The following is a 21217-nucleotide window of genomic DNA, read 5'->3' on the forward strand; positions in this document are numbered from 1 at the left end:
TCAGATCAGGCGCTTTTACGCAGCAGACCCTGTTTTTTCAGATAGATAAGCAGAATTGAGATGGCCGCCGGCGTAATGCCGGAGATACGCGTCGCCTGACCAATCGAACTCGGTTTGTGATCGTTCAGCTTGGCGATAACCTCATTTGAGAGGCCGTTCACCTGGCGATAGTCGAGCTCCACCGGTAACAGCGTGTTCTCGTTGCGCAGCTGGCGATCGATCTCTTCCTGCTGACGCGCGATATAACCTTCATATTTGACCTGAATCTCAACCTGCTCAGCGGCCTGCTCATCAGCCAGTGCCGGACCAAAGGCATCCAGCGTCATCAGCTTCAGATAGGTCAGCTCAGGACGGCGCAGCAGATCTTCGCCGCTCGCTTCTTTGGTCAGCGGCGCACTGAGTACCGTATTCACTTCCGTCACGTGCTCTGACTTCGGATGGACCCAGATATCGCGCAGGCGCTGACGCTCCTGTTCAATCGCTTCCAGCTTCTGATTGAAACGCGCCCAGCGCGCATCATCCACCAGACCCAGTTCACGACCGGTTTCGGTCAGACGCAGATCGGCATTGTCTTCGCGCAGCATCAGACGATATTCAGCACGGGAGGTAAACATCCGGTACGGCTCTTTGGTACCGAGCGTGCAGAGGTCATCAACCAGTACGCCCAGATAAGCCTGGTCACGACGTGGTGCCCAGCCCTCTTTGTCCGCAGACTGACGGGCGGCATTCAGACCCGCCAGCATCCCCTGTGCAGCGGCTTCTTCGTAGCCGGTTGTGCCGTTGATCTGGCCGGCAAAGAACAGGCCGTGAATAAATTTGCTCTCCAGCGTCAGTTTGAGATCGCGTGGATCGAAGAAGTCATACTCGATGGCATAGCCCGGACGCACGATCTTCGCATTCTCCATGCCCTGCATGGAGCGAACGATCTGAATCTGCACATCAAATGGCAGACTGGTTGAGATGCCATTCGGGTAGATCTCATTGCTGGTCAGCCCTTCCGGCTCCAGGAAGATCTGATGCGAGTTACGATCGGCAAAGCGCATCACTTTGTCTTCGATAGACGGGCAGTAGCGTGGACCGATCCCCTCAATGATCCCGGCATACATCGGGCTGCGATCCAGATTATTGCGGATCACCTCATGGGTTTTCTCATTGGTGTGAGTGATCCAGCATGGTACCTGCTGCGGATGCTGAGACGCATTGCCCATAAACGAGAACACAGGCATCGGGTTATCGCCGTGCTGCGGGCTGAGCACTGAAAAATCGATGGTGCGCGCATCGATACGCGGTGGCGTACCAGTCTTGAGGCGGTCTACCCGCAGCGGCAGCGCACGCAGTCGTTTTGCCAGCGGAATGGACGGGGGATCACCTGCGCGACCGCCACTGTAATTATCCAGACCGATATGAATTTTGCCGTCAAGGAACGTGCCGACGGTGAGGACGACGGTTTTCGCGCGGAACTTCAGTCCCATCTGGGTGACTGCACCCACCACACGATCGTTTTCCACGATAAGATCGTCGACCGCCTGCTGGAAGATCATCAGATTGGGCTGGTTCTCCAGTGCCGTACGCACTGCCTGGCGATAGAGCACGCGATCCGCCTGAGCACGGGTTGCCCGCACTGCCGGACCTTTGCTGGCGTTTAGTATCCTAAACTGGATACCCGCCTGGTCAATCGCACTGGCCATCAGACCACCCAGGGCATCCACTTCCTTCACCAAATGTCCTTTGCCAATCCCACCAATCGCCGGGTTACAGGACATTTGTCCAAGCGTATCAATGTTATGGGTGAGTAACAGGGTTTGCTGACCCATTCGGGCTGCCGCCATTGCGGCTTCGGTGCCCGCATGACCACCACCAATTACGATGACGTCAAAAGGATCCTGATAAAACATGAAGTGGTACCTCGGTTGATGAACTTGCAGGATCGTCGTCCTGGGGCGTGGATTCTACTCAAATTCCGTCTGGGGTGAAAGCCGCGGGATCGTCCGGTTTTAAAAGAAAGGATCTTAGATCTGTATATGATCTTTCTGTTAGATCTCTTATTAGGATCCCGCTTTTCTGTGGATATGTGCCAGAAGCACAGCATAAACAACAGGATGACGAGGATCACTACCTGTTAGTGATCGGTGATCCTGATCCGTATAAGCTGGGATCAAAATGGCATGTTATCCACAGCTCAAAATTCATTCTACGGTTGTTCTTTGGATAACTACCGGTTATACGCAGTAAAAGAGGGTAGTTATCCACAAAATAAACGAGCGGAAAAGGATAAAATCAGCATGTTCCACTGGGGATCGTCACTATTTCGCGATCCCCAGCCCCCTTCAGATCGCCTTTTTCCAGCTTTCCAGCCAGGCTTCCGCGGGATCTTCAGGGATCTCATGCTCCAGCACATCAATCTCCAGACGATCGCCGATCTGGCGGGCACCCTGAGCAATTAACAGGGCTTCAATCTGGCGGATCGCGCCACAAAAGAGATCATATTCATGATTGCCGAGTCCGATGGCACCAAACCGGACCTGCGAGAGATCGGGCTGGCTTTCCGTGATGGCTTCGAACAGCGGCAGCAGGTTATCGGGAATATCGCCTGCACCGTGAGTTGAACAGACCACCAGCCAGATACCCTCGTGTGGCACTTCATCCAGCTCCGGGCCATGCAGCATCTGCGTTGAGAAGCCCGCTTCCTGTAATTTTTCTTCCAGATGTTCAGCCACATACTCTGCGCTACCCAGAGTACTGCCACTGATTAAGGTGATATCGGCCATCTTGCTCTCCCGGACATTAAGGCGAGCATTGTACGCTGTGATCAAGCGGTGATCCACCTGTGGACAACAGGGTTAATAGATTATGAGAAGCGAACGCAGCCGTTGCCAGCCGCCACATTCGTCAGGGATAAGATTATGCACAAGGCGGAGAAGGATCAGGGCTTGATAGTGCGCATGATCGGGTTTTGCAGCGAGATCAGCGTTTCCGTCGACTGAATTTCATCTATGGTCTGGATCTTGTTGATCAGCACCTGTTGCAGGGCATCAATGGACCGGCACATCACCTTAATAAAGATGCTGTAGTGGCCGGTGGTGTACCAGGCTTCAACCACTTCATCCAGCGCATCCAGTTTGCTCAGCGCCGCCGGATAGTCACGCGCGCTCTTAAGGATAATGCCGATAAAACAGCAGACATCAAATCCCAGCTGGCGCGGATCGATATCAACCCGGGTGCCCAGGATAATGCCCGCCTGCTTCATCTTCTCCACGCGGACATGAATGGTGCCGGGGCTGACGTTAAACTGTTTTGCCAGCTCGGCGTAAGCAGTGCGCGCATTGTCGAGCAGGGCATTCAGAATGCCGCGATCCAGGTTATCGAGCTGCAGATGTTCGGCCATGGCCATCCTCGTTATTGGTCTGCTTAAGTAAACAAGGATGAATGTGCAGCAAAATAGTGGTTCAGGCAACTCCCGGCAGCGACGGGCGTCGCTGCCGGTTCACTTAGCGTTTGCGCCAGACGGTGACCTGCGCCAGCGTGTGCTGGAACTTGCGGGCCGTTTCGCGGATCACAAACGGTTTATCCTGCGGTTCATCGACCAGGTCGAAGTCGGCTGCCAGCAGACGTTGCAGTGCCTGCAGCGTCGTCAGTGCCTCACCGTTTTCACGCACGCCGCCCAGCCAGTTCTCTTTCGGCGTGAAATCCTCCAGCCAGGTATAGGGCGATGAGAGCACCAGAATGCCGCCCTGACGCAGCATCGGCGTGACATCCTGCAGGAATCGTGCGGGCTGACGCAGGCGATCGATCAGGTTGGATGCGAGTACCAGATCGTAACGGGCGGGTTGCGGCTTAAGGTTACAGGCGTCGCCCTGAACAAACTGAATCCGCTGCGCCAGTTCGCTCTCCAGCGCGAAATCTTTCAGGCGAACCTGGCGATACTCCACCAGATCGCCTTCCTGTGGCAGGAGATAACGGAAGTCTTCGCCGCTGGCCAGCTGAAGCGCCACATCGATGAAGCGTGCCGAGTAGTCCATGCCGGTGACACGTTCAAAGTGGCGGGCCAGTTCAAAACTGGCGCGTCCGGTGGCACAGCCAATATCCAGTGCCTCGCCGCGTGCAGTGGTGTAGTTCAGCGCCAGGTTTACCAGGCTTTCGGCATAGTTATCCACGCCGAAATAGCGCGGGCCATACTGGAAGTCGAGGTATTGCGACACCATGGCGTCAGATTCATACGGGTTCAGCGCCATGGTTTCCTGATGGCTGGAAACCACGTAGCGGAAACCGGCATGCTGGAAGAAGTGGCGGCGGAACGCATAGCGTGCCGATTTCAGCGCTTCGTTGCCGGTCGATATCCAGCTACCGCCTTTGATCAGCGAATGTTTGCCATCAAAGGTCGGGGTAGAGAAATCATCGTAAAGCGGGTGGACTTTAAAACCTTCAAAGCCGTTGGTCGGCGTGGTCGTCCACTGCCAGACGTTACCGACGATATCGAAGAAGTCACCCTGGGCGAAGAGATCGACCGGTGAAGAGGAAGCCCAGTACGCCAGGTTAATGTTACCCGGTGCCCGATCCCAATCCGGCTGATCGCCCGCGACCTGTTCGCGCAGCTGAGCCCACTCCGCTTCACAGGGGAGCTGAACACTCATTCCCGTCTGATCCGCTTTCCAGCGGCAGAAGGCCGCCGCTTCCAGCTGGTTAACCTCGGCTGGCCAGTCCCACGGCATCGCGACTTCTTCACACATCAGACGCAGTTTAAGCTGATCGGGCATCGCAGGCGTGCCGACCCAGAAGGTGGGCATCTCCGCTTTAGCAAACTGACACCAGCCCCAGCCTTCGTCATCCCACCAGCGAGCGTCCTGATAACCCCCCGCCTCAACGAACGCCAGGAATTCCGCGTTGCTGACCAGCATTTTGCTCGCCTGGAACGGCTGCAGCGCGATCTGCTGGCGGCCATATTCGACATCCCAGCCATAGGTATCGTCGGTTTTACCCAGCGTGACGGTGCCGCCGGGCATCGGCAGCAGGGTATTGGCCGGGACAGCCTCGCGCTGGTGGCGCGCCATCGGGCAGACCGGCCACGCGGGCTGGGGTTTCACCCACCCGACCGGTAACTGGCGTATCAGTACGCTGGAGGTTTCCAGATGAATACGCTCATGCTCAATGCCCATCAGGATCACCCAGACCGGACTCTCCCAGGTGATCGGCAGAGTCAGCGGCAGGGTCTGGATCAGATCGCTGACCAGCGCTTTAACGCGCCCGCGGTATTCGCGGACTTCTTCAACAGTGGGCCAGTCATAGTGGCTGTCGTTAAGATCGTCCCAGCTCATCTCATCCACACCAATCGCCATCATCGCTTCGATACGATCGTCCAGACGCGCGTCGATAAGGCGTCCGGCCATCAGCTTATTAATGTAGAAGGTAGCGGTGTGGCCAAAATAGAAGATTAAAGGATGGCGCAGTGGAATGGCTTTGGTAAACCAGGCCTGGGAATCGGCCAGACAGGTAAACAGACTTTCATACTGTTCCCAGGTCTGGTGGAAATAGGCCAGCAATTCGGCACGTTTTTGTTCAATGTTATGGCCGGAGAGCAGTAGCGTTCGCGTCGGCGCAGGCAGATCGCGATGAGGTTGAGCAAGCGTCACAAGGAGCTCCAGATTGCTGAGTAAGTGAAACGGTAATTTACTATAGCAAATGTGCATTTCTGCCCGATGACTTAACGCCGCCAGTGACGCAGCAGACGGCTTTTCATGCCGGTATCGAAACGCCAGATATGGTCGAAGATGCGCAGAATGCCTGGTTTCCCGTGGGCCGACATAGCCACGGCGTGAAAACGTTGCTGATTATTTCGCTGACGCGTTTTAATGGTCCCGATCACCTCTTCCGGCAGACGCTGGGCAATAAAATCGGAGACGATCACCGCATCGGCTTCCTGCCACAGGACGCCTTCCATCCGGGTCACAACAGAAGAGAGGCAGGCTGCCAGATCGGTGCCGCCGCGAAAGCGCTGACTGAGAAAGCGAATCGCCTGTTCCAGCCCGTCATCACCGGTCAGTTCATAGCCGATCACCTCATGCGCAAACAGCATGATGTAGCAGCGACGGCGATCGGCCAGCGCGACCTTCAGCAGCGCCAGACAAAACGCTTTGGCGCAGCGCTCATTGAAGCCACCCATTGAACCCGAGGTATCGACGCAGACGATGAACGGCCCGCGCGGCTGCTCTTCATGCTGCTGGTGGCTGGCCGGACGCATCGTGACCTTTTCATGCCAGGCATCGCCCTGCAGCTTGTAGGTCAGCAGCCGTTTCTCTACCAGCCGCCGGTAAAACTCCAGCTCCAGTTCACTGATACTCAGTGCAGCTAACTCCGGCGGCAGCAGACGCAGCACGTCATCGCTCTGGTGAATGCCGCTGACCTCCTCCGGCACGGCCGCAGGTTCCTGCACCATATGGTGAAAGGCCTCCATAGGGGCATCCTGCGACGGCACCGATTTTGCCTCGCGGCTGCGACCCAACTGCTGGGCCAGTTTCAGCAGCTCCGGCTGCTGCGCCAGAAAGTCGCCATATTGCAGCATCAGCTGATAGTCGCCAGGCTGCAGTGACGCTTTGCTCATGTCCCACAGCCGGCCAGCGGCGGCTTCGTCATCGTCGCCGAGAATCGGCGCCAGCTGACCGCTCAGTGCCATACGCTGCTGCAGTTCCGCCAGCAGGCGTTCGCGCTGCTGCTCCAGCAACTGCTGATTCAGCGTCAGAGTCTGTAAGGTCAGGCTCAGCCGCCAGCGCTGTAGAAAAAGCTGGTGCTGCGCGCTGCTGAGATGGCTGATATCGGTGTGCTGCAGCAGCCGGTTGGCTTCATCCAGAAAAGGGGAAGGCAGGCTTTCAAGCGCCTGAAGCGTGGCATTCAGCTGGTGGCTGAATTCACGATCGCTGAGGAGTTGTACCCGCTGGAACAGCTGAAACTCTTCGGCCAGCGTGGCCGGAACCGGCGTGGCTTTGAGCTCAGCGTTGATCTCCGCTCGCCAGCGTGGCACATCGCGCAACAGCGCTTTTTTCAGCCCGGGAAACTTTTCAAAAAACAGCGCCAGCTGTGGAGACGCCAGCAGGGCAATAATCAGCTCTTCAATCAGTTCGGTTTCACCCACGGAGAGCAGTGTGCTGAGCGTCTCCAGTGGGATCATTTACGCGCCTGTTTCAACTGTTCCGCCACATCCTGCAGGCTGGTTTCAACCCGCGCCAGCCAGTCATCACTGATAAACAGGCAGCGCTGATGCTGGCTGAACAGATGACGCTGCGACCGCAGTTCACTCTCCAGTGCATCCAGCGCTTCGGTGATCTCACCGGGCAGCGGCTCGCTGTTGCTGACGCCAGGCAGTGTCAGACGCGACGATTGCAGGCTGACATCACGGATAGCCAGGCAGTGCTGCGCATCCACCTGTAAATCCAGACTCTGCGCAAAGCCAATTCCATTGAGCTTGCCGCGAACCTCGCCCCCTTTCTGCAGCCACTGATTCAGTGCATCACGCGCGATAACCAGATGTGTCACCTGCATGTCATGCAGCATCAGCGGTTTTTGCAGCATCAGCGTCAGTTGCTCATCAGTGAAGCTTTCCGGCAGGTCGTAATGGGGTTTGCGACTGAACATGCCGCTGTGTTTTTCCAGAGTGATCGCCTGTGCGATGCTCTGTTGCTGCTGCAGAGCCATGCGACGCGCTTTTATCTGATGCAGTTTCAGCAACATCGGCTGCTGCTGCCAGGCGTGCTGCGTCATCAGCTGATCGATTTCGCGCTCCAGCAGCTGCATGGAAGCAACGTCGTGCCAGAGGCAATCTTTCAGCAGGATCAGGTCTATCGGCGCAATGGCGCTGCGGCCACTGTAAAAGGCGCTGGCCTGCAGCAGATGAATGGCTTTTTTCCAGCGACGATCGGAAATATAGGGCGCGGCGGGCTGGCTTTCCAGTTGCTGGCGCAGCTGATAAATCAGCTCGAACACCGCATCCGGGAGGCTGACCTGACTGATGCCGAGCTGCCACTGCGCATACTCCTCATCACTGATGCGCAGGGATTCCGCGACCGGATTGGTGTGCTCATCCTGCTGATGGGTCAGCATGCTGCGAAAGTTCTGCTTCTCATGCACATTATCCAGCCACAGGCGGATTAGCATCCGGTCATAGAGCGCTTCAAGGCCGCTGTCCGCTTCCGGCATTTCATTAGAGGCGGTGACCAGCAGACGCATCGGAATAGCCTCTTCGCTGTCGCCATTGCGGAAGCGGCGTTCGTTGATAGCGGTCAGCAGGGTATTCAGAATCGCCGGGCCGGCTTTCCAGATCTCATCCAGAAAAACAATCTCCGCGTCGGGCAGATAACCTTTAGTGAGGCGCTGATAGCGCCCTTCATCCTTCAGTGCCTGAATAGATAGCGGGCCAAACACCTCTTCCGGTGTGGAGAAACGGGTCATCAGATATTCAAAGGCGCGGGCGTGCTGAAAGGCATATTTCAGGCGGCGGGCAATCAGGCTCTTGGCGATGCCGGGCGGTCCCAGCAGGAATACGCTTTCACCGCTCAGCGCTGCCAGCAGGCAAAGGCGGATGGCATGATGTCGCTCATACAATCCTTTTTCTAACGCATTGCTAAGGCGAGAAATTCTTTCTGCCAAAAGATGGGGTTGAGCCATAATCACTTCAATGTCCTTACGATCGTCGGGCCGCCGCGCTTCAGCAAGCGCCTTACTCTATAGATCATCATGCGTGAAAGCGTTGATAGCTGTCAGCTTTTTTGTTTCATAAGGTTTGCCTGCTTTGAAAGCGGCGCTGATTAACGCTTTAATGCCTGAAACCACCCCGTTACCCTGGCAGACAGGCGAAGCGGGTATAGGAATTTTCGGCAAACCGTGCATACTGTGCGCTTTTTGATGGCCTGAGCGAGGGGTTGTTGCGCCTCTTAGACTCCAACAAAAGATAACTCTATGAGCTCGGATAATAAGCAGTCACTTCGCGGATTAACGCTGGCCGCTATTGGTGTTGTTTACGGGGATATCGGCACCAGTCCGCTGTATACCTTGCGTGAATGTCTCTCCGGACAGTTCGGCTTCGGCGTTGAGCGGGAAGCGGTGTTTGGCTTTTTGTCGCTGATTTTCTGGCTGCTGGTGCTGGTGGTATCACTGAAGTACATCAGTTATGTGATGCGCGCCGACAATGCCGGTGAAGGCGGTATTCTGACACTGATGTCGCTGGCGGGCCGCCATACGGGTGCACGCGCCACGGCAGTGCTGGTGATCATGGGCCTGATTGGCGGCAGCTTCTTCTATGGGGAAGTGGTGATCACGCCGGCCATTTCGGTGATGTCAGCCATTGAAGGTCTGGAGATTGCCGCGCCGTCGCTGGATCCCTTTATTGTGCCGATGTCGATTGCGGTGCTGACGCTGCTGTTTGCGATTCAGAAACATGGCACCGGCATGGTGGGCAAACTCTTCGCGCCGGTGATGCTGGTGTGGTTCCTGGTGCTGGCGATCCTGGGGGTCAGCGGCATCATGAAAAACCCGGAAGTGCTGCATGCGCTGAATCCCGCCTATGCGGTCGAGTTCTTCCTGCACTATAAATCTGTCTCATTCTTCGCGCTTGGCGCGGTGGTGCTGGCGATTACCGGGGTTGAAGCGCTGTATGCCGATATGGGTCACTTCGGTAAAGTGCCGATCCGACTGGCCTGGTTCTCGGTGGTGTTGCCGTCGCTGGTCCTGAACTACTTTGGTCAGGGCGCGCTGTTACTCAGCGATCCCAAAGCGATTAAAAACCCCTTCTTCCTGCTGGCGCCGGACTGGGCGCTGATCCCGATGCTGATTCTGGCGACGCTGGCCACGGTGATTGCCTCACAGGCGGTGATCTCCGGCGTCTTCTCGCTGACGCGCCAGGCGGTGCGACTGGGCTATCTGCCGGGGATGCGTATCATCCACACCTCTGAGCGCGAATCGGGCCAGATCTATATTCCGGTGATTAACTGGGTACTCTACTTCGCCGTGCTGATTGTGATTATCAGCTTTGAGCATTCAAGTAATCTGGCTGCGGCCTACGGTATCGCCGTCACCGGCACCATGGTGCTGACCGCGATGCTCTCCTGTACCGTGGCGGTTAAAAACTGGCACTGGAATAAGCTGGCGGTTGCCGTCATCCTGGTACTGATGCTCTGTATCGATGTGCCGCTGTTTACCGCCAACCTGGTGAAAATCTTCTCCGGTGGCTGGCTGCCGCTCTGTCTCGGCCTGGTGATGTTTATCATTATGACGACGTGGAAAAGCGAACGTTTCCGCCTGCTGCGCCGCATGCACGAGCATGGCAACTCCCTGGAGGCGATGATCGCGTCACTGGAGAAATCGCCGCCGGTTCGCGTGCCGGGCACCGCGGTCTATATGTCGCGTGCGCTGAATGTGATTCCGTTTGCCATGCTGCATAACCTTAAACACAACAAAGTGTTGCATGAGCGGGTGGTGCTGCTGACGTTGCGGACAGAAGATGCGCCTTACGTGCACAACGTGCGTCGCGTGACGATTGAGCAGCTGTCACCCACCTTCTGGCGGGTGGTGGCCAGCTACGGCTGGCGCGAAACGCCAAACGTCGAGGAGATTTTCCACCGCTGCGGGCTGGAAGGGCTCAACTGCCGCATGATGGAGACATCGTTCTTCATGTCGCATGAGTCGCTGATTATCGGCAAACGGCCGTGGTATCTGCGCCTGCGTGGCAAACTCTTCCTGGCGCTGCAGCGCAATGCGCTCCGTGCGCCAGACCAGTTTGAGATCCCGCCAAACCGGGTGATTGAGCTTGGCACCCAGGTCGAGATTTGATCTGCAGTGCCCGCCTTACGGGGCGGGCGCTGACCAGCGCAGCGTGACGCATAATCCGCCACCCGATCGCTGGCTGAAGCTGACCTGCATCCCGTGCAACTGGGCGATATTGCGGACTATCGATAATCCCAGCCCGCTTCCGCTTTTCTCCTGACCTGGCGGTCGCCAGAAACGTTCACCAAGCCGTTGCAGATCGGCTGCACTCAGACCTTCGCCGTTATCCTCTACCGACAGGCTGTTCGCCTGAAGCCGCACATCAACTTCGCTGCCCGCTGGCGTATAGCGAATGGCATTATCCAGCAGATTACGCACCAGCAGTGACAGTAACAGCGGATGCCCCTGAATCTGCGGATCGGCGTCAGCATGCAGCCGCAGCGTGACACCCGTTTTATCCGCCAGCGGCAGCTGTGCAGCCAGCGTCTCCTGGACCGTGCGTTTCAGCGCCACCGTTTCGAAGGCGCTGCGTGCATCATCAGCTTCAACCCGTGAGAGCGTCAGCAGCTGATCCACCAGCCGGGTTGCGCGGATAATGCCGGCATCCAGTTGCTGCAGCGCATGGCTTCGCATCACTTCATCATCCGCAGTCAGCTGGATCACCTCGCTTTGCACCTGCAGCGCCGCCAGCGGACTGCGCAGCTCATGTGCGGCATCAGAGGTAAAGCGCCGTTCACGCTGCATCATTGCGCTGATGCGGCTGAACAGACCATTGAGCGCGACCATCAGCGGTTGCACCTCTTTCGGCACGCGGTCTGCCTGCAGCGGCGTATCATCATCGGGTGCGCGCTGCGCCAGCTGCTGTGCCAGCGTCTTCAGGGGGCGCAGTTCAGACCAGACCAGACCGATCAGCAGCAGCAACATAAAGGGCAGCGCGATCAGCCAGGGCAGCATGCTGGCTTTCATCAGATCCCGCGTCATGTCGTCACGGTATTCGGACTCCTGACCCACCACCACCCGGAACTGCTGGTCGGGCGTAGTCAGCCAGACAAACCGCCAGCGATCGTCATCATTGGTGAGCTGACCCTCATGAAATCCCTGATACTCCGCCTCAAACGGCAGGTAGCGGCCATTGTCACCATCATTCATCACCTGCCGGCCGTCGCGCGTGAAGACGGCAAAGGCCAGGGCGTCGTCATCCTGATCGCCGCGATGGTGGCGCAGTATCTCTTTGGTTTTAGGCAGAGTGGCGTTGTCCAGCGAGGAGAAATCCAGCGTCAGCAGACGCTTTGCCAGCAGCATCTGCTGGGTATCGAAGAGCTCATCAAGGGTTTCACGTGTCTGATGCCAGGCACTCAGGCTGGCGCTGGCCCAGCAGATCCCGAGCAGCAGCACAAAACCGATACCCAGCCGCAGAAACAGGCTCATTGATCGCATTCAGCCGCTCCCAGGGTATAACCGACGCCGTGCAGCGTGCGGATAAACTGGCTGCCCAGTTTTTTACGCAGATGATGAATGTGAACCTCTACCGCATTGCTGGAGACATCGGCGTCCCAGTTGTAGAGCTTCTCTTCCAGCTGGCTGCGTGTCAGCACCCGGCCCGGGTTTCGCATAAACAGTTCCAGCAGCGCCAGTTCACGGCTTTTCAGCGCAATCGCCTCACCTTCGCGCATCACACTATGGCTGCCGGGGATCAGCACCACATTACCGTGCCGGAGTTCGGGCTGCAGCTGGCCATGACGGCGGCGGATCAGCGCCTGTAAGCGAGCAGCTACTTCGGTTAAGGCAAAAGGTTTACACAGATAGTCGTCGGCGCCCAGCTGCAGGCCTTCGACCCGCTGATCGAGCGCATCGCGTGCGGTCAGTATCAGTACCGGTACATCTTTGCCCTGCTGTCGCCACTGCCGCAGAATATCGAGCCCATCCCGCTCGGGCAGTGAGAGATCCAGGATCACCGCATCCCAGGGCGCGGCCTCCAGCGCGTTAAAGCCCGCCTCACCAGAGGTAAACCAGTCAACGCTGAAGCCCAGTTTACTCAGCCCCGCCTTGATACCGTCGCCAATTAAACGATCATCTTCAATCAGTAAAATACGCATCACGTCTCCCTGTTCCGATAGCGCTTTATACGAAGCAACTTCCTGCTTGTACAGCTGATTTCGGCGAAAATAGCTTATTTTTGCCTCTTAAGAAGCTGTTAAGAACTTTATGGTCAACTAAGCTCAACAAGACGAACCACATCATGGAAAAGAGGTGAAAAAATGAAAAAGCACGCTGCAATTCTGGCCGTCGTAATGCTGGCTTCCGCCCCGGTTTTCGCTGCACAGCAGGGTGGATTTGTTGATCCCAGTGCGCCAGCCGCACAGACGCAGGCAGCAGCCGGTCAGGGTGGTTTCAGTGCCGATCACACCAGTGTGGTGACCGTAAAGCAGGCTGAAGAGATGAAAGATGACAGCTGGGTCACCGTGCGCGGTAAGCTGGAGAAACAGATCGGCAACGAAGATTATCTGTTCCGCGACCAGACCGGCACCATGAAAGTCGAAATCGACCACAAGCACTGGAACGGTCAGACTATCTCACCTAAAGACAACGTCGAGCTGACGGGTGAACTGGATAAAGATTTCAACAGCATTGAGATGGACGTTAAGCAGGTTAAGAAACTGCCTTAATCCTCTCCTCCGGGGCCGCGTTCGCGGCCCTTTTTTCTGCCCCTCCCCCGACTTAATACAAATTTCTCCCCGCGTGAGCGAAACGTTTCGATAGCGATCACAGATTTCTTCTTTGCCGGTTGAGTTGATGGCGGCTTTTCATACACTCCTGACAGCGAAACGTTTCGCTGTGGAGTGAAAAGATGAAAAAAGGTCGCTTGTTAAACGCTGAACTCTCTCATGTGATTGCCCGCCTGGGACACACGGATACGCTGACGATTGCCGATGCAGGCTTGCCGATTCCGGCCGGACCGCAGCGCATCGATTTAGCGCTCACGCCGGGTACGCCCGATTTTATGCAGGTGGTTAATGCTGTCGCACTGGAGATGCAGGTAGAGAGCGCCCTGATCGCGGAAGAGATTAAGCAGCATAATCCGCAACTTCATAGCGCGCTTGTCGCCGTGCTCGAAGCCTTGCAACAGCACCAGGGGAATATCATCACCATCAGCTACACCAGTCATGAACAATTCAAACAACAAACGCAGCGTAGTCAGGCGGTCATTCGCAGCGGAGAGTGCTCTCCGTTTGCGAATGTCATCCTCAGCGCCGGTGTGACCTTCTGAGGCCGCTATGCAACTTTTACTGCAACTCGACGGCATTGAAAAATCCTTTCCGGGTGTGAAAGCCCTCAAGGGGGCGTCGCTGAATGTCAGGGCAGGACGCGTGATGGCGCTGGTGGGCGAGAACGGCGCAGGCAAGTCCACCATGATGAAAGTTCTGACCGGCATCTATCAATATGATGCCGGTACGCTGCGCTGGCTGGGCAAAGAGACCCGTTTCAGCGGGCCGAAAGCGTCTCAGGAAGCGGGTATTGGCATCATTCATCAGGAACTGAACCTGATCCCTCAGTTAACCGTGGCGGAGAATATTTTTCTCGGCCGCGAATATGTCAGCCGTTTTGGCCGTATCCAGTGGCCGCGTATGTATGCCGAAGCTGATGCGCTGCTTAAACGGCTTAATCTGCGCTTCAGCAGCCACAGGCTGGTGGGGGATTTGTCGATTGGCGATCAGCAGATGGTCGAAATCGCCAAAGTCCTGAGCTTTGAGTCGCAGGTGATCATCATGGATGAGCCGACCGATGCGCTGACTGATACCGAAACGCTGTCGCTGTTCCGGGTGATCAACGAACTGAAAGCGCAGGGCTGCGGCATCGTCTATATCTCGCATCGCATGAAAGAGATCTTTGAGATCTGCGATGACGTCACAGTGTTCCGCGACGGTCAGTTTATTGCTGAACGCCCGGTCAGCGAACTGACCGAAGAGAGCCTGATCGAGATGATGGTCGGCCGTAAGCTGGAAGATCAATATCCCCATATTGATCAGGCACCAGGCGACGTGCGGCTGAAAGTGGAAAACGTCAGCGGACCGGGCGTGGATAACGTCAGTTTCAGCCTGCGCAAAGGTGAAATCCTCGGCGTGTCTGGCTTGATGGGCGCGGGCCGTACCGAACTGATGAAGGTGCTTTACGGCGCCCTGCCGCGTCGCGAAGGCACACTGTGGCTCAATGGTCGGGAAGTGGTGACGCGCTCACCGCAGGATGGGCTGGCTAACGGCATCGTCTATATCTCCGAAGATCGTAAGCGCGATGGCCTGGTGCTGGGCATGTCAGTAAAAGAGAACATGTCGCTGACAGCGTTAGGCTATTTCAGTCACGGCAGCGGCACGCTGAAACATGCGGCAGAGCAGCTGGCCGTGGGCGACTTTATCCGGCTGTTTAACGTTAAAACGCCTTCAATGGAGCAGCCCATTGGTCTGCTTTCGGGCGGCAACCAGCAGAAAGTGGCGATTGCCCGCGGGCTGATGACCCGGCCTAACGTACTGATTCTGGATGAACCGACACGCGGTGTGGATGTCGGCGCGAAGAAAGAGATCTATCAACTGATTAACCAGTTTAAAGCCGAAGGGCTGAGCATCATTCTGGTCTCCTCGGAAATGCCGGAAGTGCTGGGCATGAGCGATCGGATTCTGGTGATGCATGAAGGCCGTATCAGCGGCGAATTTACCCGAGAAGAAGCCACTCAGGAGAGCCTGATGGCAGCCGCCGTAGGCAAGCAACACAGCGAGGATTTAGTGGTATGACGACCCAAACTTTACCTGCCAGCCGTCGCTGGTTTAGCAAAAGCTGGCTACTGGAACAGAAGTCGCTGATTGCGCTGATGGTGCTGATCGCTGTGGTGGCCAGCCAGAGCCCGAACTTCTTTACCGTGGCGAACCTGTTCAACATTCTGCAGCAGACCTCGGTTAACGCCATTATGGCGGTCGGGATGACGCTGGTGATCCTGACTTCTGGTATCGACCTCTCTGTAGGATCGCTGCTGGCCCTGACGGGCGCGGTGGGTGCATCGCTGGTGGGTATGGAGGTCAATGCCCTGGTCGCGGTGGCGGCGTCGCTGGCGCTGGGAGCGGCAATCGGTGCCCTGACCGGCACCATTGTGGCGCGCGGCAAAGTGCAGGCGTTTATCGCCACGCTGGTCATGATGCTGCTGCTGCGTGGTGTCACCATGGTCTATACCGATGGCAGTCCGGTAAACACGGGTTTTAATGCCAATGCCGATCTGCTGGGCTGGTTTGGTATTGGTCGTCCGCTGGGTATCCCTGCGCCGGTCTGGCTGATGGCGCTGGTCTTTATTGCTGCCTGGTACATGCTGCAGCACACCCGTCTGGGTCGCTATATCTATGCGCTTGGCGGTAACGAAGCGGCAACGCGTCTCTCCGGCATCAATGTGAATCGCGTCAAAATCATCGTCTATTCACTGAGTGGCATGCTGGCAGCGCTGGCAGGCACCATTGAAGTGGCGCGCCTTTCTTCGGCACAGCCGACAGCGGGTACCGGCTATGAGCTGGATGCGATTGCTGCGGTCGTGCTGGGCGGAACCAGCCTGGCAGGCGGTAAGGGCCGTATTTTCGGCACCCTGATTGGCGCGCTGATCCTCGGCTTCCTGAACAATGGCCTGAACCTGATGGGCGTCTCTTCGTACTACCAGATGATCGTTAAGGCGGTAGTAATCCTGCTGGCGGTGCTGGTAGATAATAAAAGCAGTAAATAACTCTGACCTTACACAGGATGACATGATGAAAAAGTTAACCGCACTGGCCGTGATCCTTGGCGCAACGCTCAGTACCAGCGCTATGGCCAAAGATACTATCGCGCTGGTGGTTTCAACCCTGAATAACCCGTTCTTTGTTTCGCTGAAAGAGGGCGCGCAGAAAGAAGCGGACAAGCTGGGCTACAACCTGGTGGTGCTGGATTCACAGAACAACCCGGCGAAAGAGCTGGCTAACGTGCAGGATCTGACGGTTCGCGGCACCAAATTGCTGCTGATCAACCCAACCGACTCTGATGCTGTGGGCAATGCGGTGAAGATGGCTAACCAGGCGAACATTCCGGTTATCACGCTGGATCGCGTTGCGGCACAGGGCACCGTTGTCAGCCACGTCGCCTCCGATAACCGTTTCGGCGGTAAAATGGCCGGCGACTTCATCGCCAAAAAAGTCGGCGAAAGCGCCAAAATTATTGAACTGCAGGGCATTGCCGGGACTTCTGCCGCCCGTGAGCGTGGCGAAGGCTTCAAACAGGCCGCTGATGCGCATAAATTCCAGATCCTCGCCAGCCAGCCAGCCGATTTTGACCGTACCAAAGGTCTGAACGTCATGCAGAACCTGCTTCAGGCACACCCGGACGTTCAGGCCGTATTCGCTCAGAACGACGAAATGGCGCTGGGTGCACTGCGTGCGCTGCAGACCGCTGGTAAAACTGGTGTGATCGTCGTTGGTTTTGACGGTACTGCTGATGGCGTTAAAGCGGTAGAAGGTGGCAAACTGTCCGCGACCGTGGCACAGATGCCAGACAAAATTGGCATGATCGGCGTAGATACCGCTGATAAAGTGCTGAAGGGTGAAAAAGTGAAGGCGATCAACCCGGTCGACCTGAAGCTGGTCACTCAATAACTCAAAGAAAAGCAGGGCACTGCGCCACCCTCCTGGTGGCGCACTTATTTCGGACTCCCCTAATGAGCAAAAACGCAAAACTGGCCGTTCTTGGCAGCATTAACGCTGACCACATCCTTAATCTGGCGCACTTTCCTCGTCCCGGTGAAACGGTGATCGGGCAGAATTATCAGATTGCGTTTGGCGGTAAGGGTGCGAATCAGGCTGTCGCCGCCGGTCGTGCTGGTGCCGATATCGCATTTATCGCCTGTGTGGGCGCTGACGACATTGGTGAACGTGTTCGTCAGCAACTGGCCCAGGACAATATTGATACCACGCCGGTCGAAGTGGTCGAGGGTGAGTCAACCGGCGTGGCGATGATTTTCGTCAATGGTGACGGTGAGAACAACATCGGCATCTACTCCGGTGCAAACGCGGCGTTAACACCCGCCTGCGTGACGCGCCATCAGCAGGTTATCGCCGACGCCGATGCACTATTAATGCAGCTGGAATCACCGCTGGAAAGTGTGCTGGCCGCCGCGACGCTTGCCCGACAGCATCAGACGCAGGTTATTCTCAATCCTGCACCCGCCACTCAGCTCTCAGATGAACTGCTGGCGTTGATCGACATTATTACCCCGAATGAAACCGAAGCCGAGAGTCTGACCGGCATTGCGGTCAGCAACGATGAAGATGCCGCCCGCGCTGCGGCAGTACTGCATGCGAAAGGTATCGGCACGGTTCTGATTACTCTGGGTCGCCGCGGTGTCTGGCTGAGCGAGCAGGGAGAAGGTCAGCGTATTGCTGGCTTCAGTGTTAAAGCTATCGACACCATCGCGGCGGGCGACACCTTTAATGGCGCCTTTATCACCGCGCGACTGGAGCAGAAAACGATGTATGACGCGGTGCGGTTTGCCCATGCCGCCGCTGCTATCGCCGTTACCCGCTCGGGTGCGCAGCCCTCCGTGCCGTGGCGCGCGGAGATCGATGAATTTTTGCAGCAGCAGGGCTAAGCATTTGAGCACCATGAAAGATGTCGCTCGCCTGGCGGGCGTCTCTACCTCCACTGTCTCGCACGTTATCAATAACAATCGCTTTGTTAGTGAAGGCGTGCGCGAAAAAGTTGAGCAGGCCATCCGCCATCTGAATTACGCCCCCTCTGCGCTGGCGCGCAGTCTGAAAATCAATCAGACGCACACGATCGGTATGCTGCTGACCACCAGTAGTAACCCATTTTATGCCGAAGTGGTGCGGGGTGTGGAGGAGAGCTGCTATCAGCGTGGCTACAGCCTGATTCTCTGTAACACGGCAGGTGATGAAGAGCGGATGAACCGCAGCCTGGAAACGCTGATGCAGAAGCGCGTCGACGGTTTATTGATTATGTGTACGGAAAGTCACCTGCCCTCGGCCGACATTCTGAACCGTTATCCCTCTATACCTGCCGTCATGATGGACTGGGCGCCGTTTGAAGGCCGTGGTGACATTATTCAGGATAACGCGCTGCTGGGCGGGGAGCTGGCGACTCAGCATCTTATCGACAGTGGTTATACCCGCATCGCCTGTATCGCCGGTCCACAGGATAAAACCCCGGCTCGTATGCGCCTGGAAGGTTATCGCAACGCCATGACAAAGAGTGGCCTGGCGATTCTGCCCGGCTATGTGGTGAATGGTGACTTTGAATTCCAGGGAGGCTACAACGGGATGGTCGAACTGCTGGCGCTGGAAACGCCGCCGGAAGCGGTTTTCACCAGCAACGATGCCATGGCGGTGGGCGTTTATCACGCACTCTATCAGGCCGGCATGCAGGTTCCGCAGCAGATGGCGGTAATGGGATATGACGATATCGAACTGGCGCGCTATCTCACTCCGCCACTGAGTACCATTCATCAACCGAAAGATGCGCTGGGTGAACTGGCGATAGACACCCTGCTCCATCGTCTCAGCAATCCCGACGCCAGTCAGCAAACGCTGGTGCTGACGCCGGAACTGGTGGTGCGTGGATCGGTTTAGCGCTTTTTCTTTTTGTCGCGATTACTGATCAGATTACGGCCATCGCCGTTTTTCAGCAGCATAAAGGTCAGCGCCGACAATACTGTTACCACGCCCATGGTCATAAACGTGGCGTGGAACTGTGAAATGGTGCTGGTTTCAAACTCCTGGTAGAAGCGCAGCACCGCGGCGCTGACGGCCACACCAAAACTGATCGCTAGCTGCTGAGTCACGGCCAGCACGCTGTTACCGCCGCTGGCGTTATCATCATTCAGATCGGCCAGGGTGATGGTATTCATGGCGGTAAACTGCGTAGACATGGCCATGCCGAGAATAAACAGCGGAAGTAAGAGCACAATGATGCTTTCAGCGGGCGACTGCAGAGAGAAGCTGGCGATCAGAATGCCAATAATGGCGGTAATGCCAACCAGCAGGCGGCGGTAACCCAGCCAGCGCAGCAGTTGCGTCACCGTCGACTTCGCCAGTATTGAACCAATGGCGATAGGTGCCATCATGCAGCCCGCGATAATCGCTGAATAGCCAAAGCCGACCTGCAACATGAGCGGCATCAAAAAGGGCACACAACCGGTGCCAAGACGTGACGCGATGTTGCCACCGATGCCCACTGAGAACGTCCGGGTTTTAAACATCGGCAGATTGATCAGTGGCGAAGGGTGATTTCGGGCATGCACTATATAAAGAAGCAAAAGCACAATCCCGCTGAGTAATATCCCGCCCGCCAGCCAGGCGGAAACAATCCGCTCGCCAAACAGCTCAATCCCAATCGAGATCATCACCAGTCCAGCCCCGAACAATAAGAAGCCGAAAAAGTCGAAGCGGCGCTTCGGCGTGGTGAAGTCCGGCATATATTTGCGTGCGTAGATAATGCCGAGAATGCCAATCGGGATATTAATCAGGAAAATCCAGTGCCAGGTCGCGTAGGTCACCAGCACGCCGCCCAGCATTGGCCCCAGTATCGGGCCAACTAATCCCGGCATGGTGACAAAGTTGAGCACCGGCAACAGCTCACTGCGCGGATAGGCGCGTAACAGCGCCAGTCGCGCGACCGGCATCATCATTGCGCCACCGACGCCCTGTATGATGCGCGAGATGACCAGTACCTGGAGTGTGGGAGAAAGTGCACAAGCCAGCGAGCCCAGGGTGAACAGCGAAACGGCAACGATAAATACCTTGCGCGTGCCGTAGCGATCGGCGAGCCAGCCGCTGACCGGAATCAACATAGCGACAGTCAGGGTGTAACTGATGACGGCGGATTGCATGGCCAGAGGAGAACGGTCGAGGCTGGTGGCGATAGCGGGCAGGGCAGTATTCAGTATGGTGGCGTCGAGTGACTGCATGAAAAAGGCCATGGCAGCTATCCATGGCAAACCAGCCATGCTGCGCGCGGATTTTATCATTGAGTATCCTTCCTGGGGTTATCCTGCGAGAAGAAGCAAAATAATAGCACCCGCATTAAGCAACGGCAGGTCTCTTTACAACGTTTAATGGCGATTTTTGTGCGTTATTCCGTCATGAAACGTCTCTTTTTAAGCCGTTCGTTTAAAAAAGATGCGCTCAGCAAATTAATTCAAAGAAACGCTTGTCAGCCCGCGGAAACTCCCTATAATGCGCCTCCATCGACACGGAACACCGGCAACGGGGAGCGGGTTGAAAGGCACAGGAGACTGCGCCGCCGGAGAAAAACTTCTGAAATAGAGGTTGACTCTGCAGGAGGAAAGCGTAATATACGCCACCTCGCGACAGGACGCTAAGGCACTGTTCGCACTGCTCTTTAACAATTTATCAGACAATCTGTGTGGGCACTCGCAGGATTGATATCAGCGTCTCCG

General features: G+C 56.4%; 17 protein-coding genes. 8 read left to right on the forward strand and 9 right to left on the reverse strand.

What is annotated here, in order from left to right; all coding sequences use genetic code 11:
* Positions 1–5: 5 nt before the first annotated feature.
* From mnmG to ravA, 6 genes are all read right to left on the reverse strand, one after another.
* Entirely contained in the window at positions 6–1895 is a 1890-nt protein-coding gene (gene mnmG / locus HFD95_RS16635; protein WP_010258857.1) for a tRNA uridine-5-carboxymethylaminomethyl(34) synthesis enzyme MnmG, read from the reverse strand.
* 432 nt (positions 1896–2327) lie between these two features.
* Positions 2328–2768, reverse strand: coding sequence for an FMN-binding protein MioC (gene mioC, locus HFD95_RS16640; protein WP_010258855.1), 441 nt, complete (start codon positions 2766–2768; stop codon positions 2328–2330).
* A gap of 155 nt (positions 2769–2923) precedes the next feature.
* Positions 2924–3385, reverse strand: coding sequence for a transcriptional regulator AsnC (gene asnC / locus HFD95_RS16645; protein WP_003849496.1), 462 nt, complete (start codon positions 3383–3385; stop codon positions 2924–2926).
* Between the two features lie 103 nt (positions 3386–3488).
* Positions 3489–5627: a 5-histidylcysteine sulfoxide synthase gene (ovoA, locus tag HFD95_RS16650; protein WP_167430517.1), complete on the reverse strand. Its 2139-nt coding sequence runs from the start codon at positions 5625–5627 to the stop codon at positions 3489–3491.
* A gap of 71 nt (positions 5628–5698) precedes the next feature.
* Entirely contained in the window at positions 5699–7159 is a 1461-nt protein-coding gene (gene viaA, locus HFD95_RS16655; RefSeq protein WP_167430518.1) for an ATPase RavA stimulator ViaA, read from the reverse strand.
* Positions 7156–8652: an ATPase RavA gene (gene ravA / locus HFD95_RS16660; RefSeq protein WP_010258850.1), complete on the reverse strand. Its 1497-nt coding sequence runs from the start codon at positions 8650–8652 to the stop codon at positions 7156–7158. Before ravA ends, viaA begins: the two co-directional genes overlap by 4 nt.
* 291 nt (positions 8653–8943) lie before the next feature.
* Here ravA and kup point away from each other — a divergent pair, with 291 nt between their 5' ends.
* Positions 8944–10812, forward strand: a complete 1869-nt coding sequence (gene kup, locus HFD95_RS16665; protein WP_010258849.1) for a low affinity potassium transporter Kup — start codon at positions 8944–8946, stop codon at positions 10810–10812.
* Positions 10813–10827: 15 nt separating this feature from the next.
* Here the strand turns inward: kup and qseC are convergent, their stop codons facing one another.
* Both qseC and qseB read right to left on the reverse strand, forming a co-directional pair.
* Entirely contained in the window at positions 10828–12183 is a 1356-nt protein-coding gene (gene qseC, locus HFD95_RS16670) for a quorum sensing histidine kinase QseC (RefSeq protein ID WP_029519717.1), read from the reverse strand.
* Positions 12171–12842 (reverse strand): quorum sensing response regulator transcription factor QseB, encoded by a 672-nt coding sequence (gene qseB, locus HFD95_RS16675; RefSeq protein WP_010258847.1) that lies wholly within the window; start codon positions 12840–12842, stop codon positions 12171–12173. Before qseB ends, qseC begins: the two co-directional genes overlap by 13 nt.
* A 162-nt stretch (positions 12843–13004) precedes the next feature.
* On the opposite strand from qseB, the gene HFD95_RS16680 reads away from it, so the two are divergent.
* The 7 genes from HFD95_RS16680 (at position 13005) to rbsR (ending at position 19388) form a co-directional block, all read left to right on the forward strand.
* Positions 13005–13412 (forward strand): YgiW/YdeI family stress tolerance OB fold protein, encoded by a 408-nt coding sequence (locus HFD95_RS16680; RefSeq protein WP_010258845.1) that lies wholly within the window; start codon positions 13005–13007, stop codon positions 13410–13412.
* A gap of 182 nt (positions 13413–13594) precedes the next feature.
* On the forward strand, positions 13595–14014 hold the full coding sequence (gene rbsD, locus HFD95_RS16685) for a D-ribose pyranase (protein ID WP_003849483.1): 420 nt from the start codon (positions 13595–13597) through the stop codon (positions 14012–14014).
* 7 nt (positions 14015–14021) lie between these two features.
* A complete protein-coding gene (gene rbsA, locus HFD95_RS16690) occupies positions 14022–15530 on the forward strand; it encodes a ribose ABC transporter ATP-binding protein RbsA (RefSeq protein WP_167430519.1) in 1509 nt (502 codons plus the stop codon).
* Complete coding sequence (gene rbsC / locus HFD95_RS16695) at positions 15527–16498, forward strand: ribose ABC transporter permease (protein ID WP_010258841.1); 972 nt, start codon at positions 15527–15529, stop codon at positions 16496–16498. The genes rbsA and rbsC overlap by 4 nt, the downstream gene beginning before the upstream one ends.
* Before the next feature lie 25 nt (positions 16499–16523).
* Positions 16524–17399, forward strand: coding sequence for a ribose ABC transporter substrate-binding protein RbsB (gene rbsB / locus HFD95_RS16700; protein ID WP_052270980.1), 876 nt, complete (start codon positions 16524–16526; stop codon positions 17397–17399).
* A 62-nt stretch (positions 17400–17461) separates the two neighbouring features.
* Positions 17462–18391: a ribokinase gene (rbsK, locus tag HFD95_RS16705; protein WP_010258835.1), complete on the forward strand. Its 930-nt coding sequence runs from the start codon at positions 17462–17464 to the stop codon at positions 18389–18391.
* 13 nt (positions 18392–18404) lie between these two features.
* Positions 18405–19388, forward strand: a complete 984-nt coding sequence (gene rbsR / locus HFD95_RS16710) for a ribose operon transcriptional repressor RbsR (protein WP_033759297.1) — start codon at positions 18405–18407, stop codon at positions 19386–19388.
* On the opposite strand, the gene mdtD is transcribed toward rbsR, so the two are convergent.
* Positions 19385–20785: a multidrug transporter subunit MdtD gene (mdtD, locus tag HFD95_RS16715; protein ID WP_010258829.1), complete on the reverse strand. Its 1401-nt coding sequence runs from the start codon at positions 20783–20785 to the stop codon at positions 19385–19387. The two genes, rbsR and mdtD, sit on opposite strands and share 4 nt — an antisense overlap.
* Between the last annotated feature and the right edge of the window lie 432 nt (positions 20786–21217).

Source organism: Pantoea sp. EKM10T (assembly GCF_011800685.1).
Lineage (GTDB): Bacteria > Pseudomonadota > Gammaproteobacteria > Enterobacterales > Enterobacteriaceae > Pantoea > Pantoea agglomerans.

What these genes read in the sequence shown, in the direction of transcription:
- mnmG (WP_010258857.1), bottom strand. Translation starts at nt 1,895, where the DNA reads ATGTTTTATCAGGATCCTTTTGACGTCATCGTAATTGGTGGTGGTCAT.
- mioC (WP_010258855.1), bottom strand. Translation starts at nt 2,768, where the DNA reads ATGGCCGATATCACCTTAATCAGTGGCAGTACTCTGGGTAGCGCAGAG.
- asnC (WP_003849496.1), bottom strand. Translation starts at nt 3,385, where the DNA reads ATGGCCGAACATCTGCAGCTCGATAACCTGGATCGCGGCATTCTGAAT.
- viaA (WP_167430518.1), bottom strand. Translation starts at nt 7,159, where the DNA reads ATGATCCCACTGGAGACGCTCAGCACACTGCTCTCCGTGGGTGAAACC.
- ravA (WP_010258850.1), bottom strand. Translation starts at nt 8,652, where the DNA reads ATGGCTCAACCCCATCTTTTGGCAGAAAGAATTTCTCGCCTTAGCAAT.
- kup (WP_010258849.1), top strand. Translation starts at nt 8,944, where the DNA reads ATGAGCTCGGATAATAAGCAGTCACTTCGCGGATTAACGCTGGCCGCT.
- qseC (WP_029519717.1), bottom strand. Translation starts at nt 12,183, where the DNA reads ATGCGATCAATGAGCCTGTTTCTGCGGCTGGGTATCGGTTTTGTGCTG.
- qseB (WP_010258847.1), bottom strand. Translation starts at nt 12,842, where the DNA reads ATGCGTATTTTACTGATTGAAGATGATCGTTTAATTGGCGACGGTATC.
- HFD95_RS16680 (WP_010258845.1), top strand. Translation starts at nt 13,005, where the DNA reads ATGAAAAAGCACGCTGCAATTCTGGCCGTCGTAATGCTGGCTTCCGCC.
- rbsD (WP_003849483.1), top strand. Translation starts at nt 13,595, where the DNA reads ATGAAAAAAGGTCGCTTGTTAAACGCTGAACTCTCTCATGTGATTGCC.
- rbsA (WP_167430519.1), top strand. Translation starts at nt 14,022, where the DNA reads ATGCAACTTTTACTGCAACTCGACGGCATTGAAAAATCCTTTCCGGGT.
- rbsC (WP_010258841.1), top strand. Translation starts at nt 15,527, where the DNA reads ATGACGACCCAAACTTTACCTGCCAGCCGTCGCTGGTTTAGCAAAAGC.
- rbsB (WP_052270980.1), top strand. Translation starts at nt 16,524, where the DNA reads ATGAAAAAGTTAACCGCACTGGCCGTGATCCTTGGCGCAACGCTCAGT.
- rbsK (WP_010258835.1), top strand. Translation starts at nt 17,462, where the DNA reads ATGAGCAAAAACGCAAAACTGGCCGTTCTTGGCAGCATTAACGCTGAC.
- rbsR (WP_033759297.1), top strand. Translation starts at nt 18,405, where the DNA reads ATGAAAGATGTCGCTCGCCTGGCGGGCGTCTCTACCTCCACTGTCTCG.
- mdtD (WP_010258829.1), bottom strand. Translation starts at nt 20,785, where the DNA reads ATGATAAAATCCGCGCGCAGCATGGCTGGTTTGCCATGGATAGCTGCC.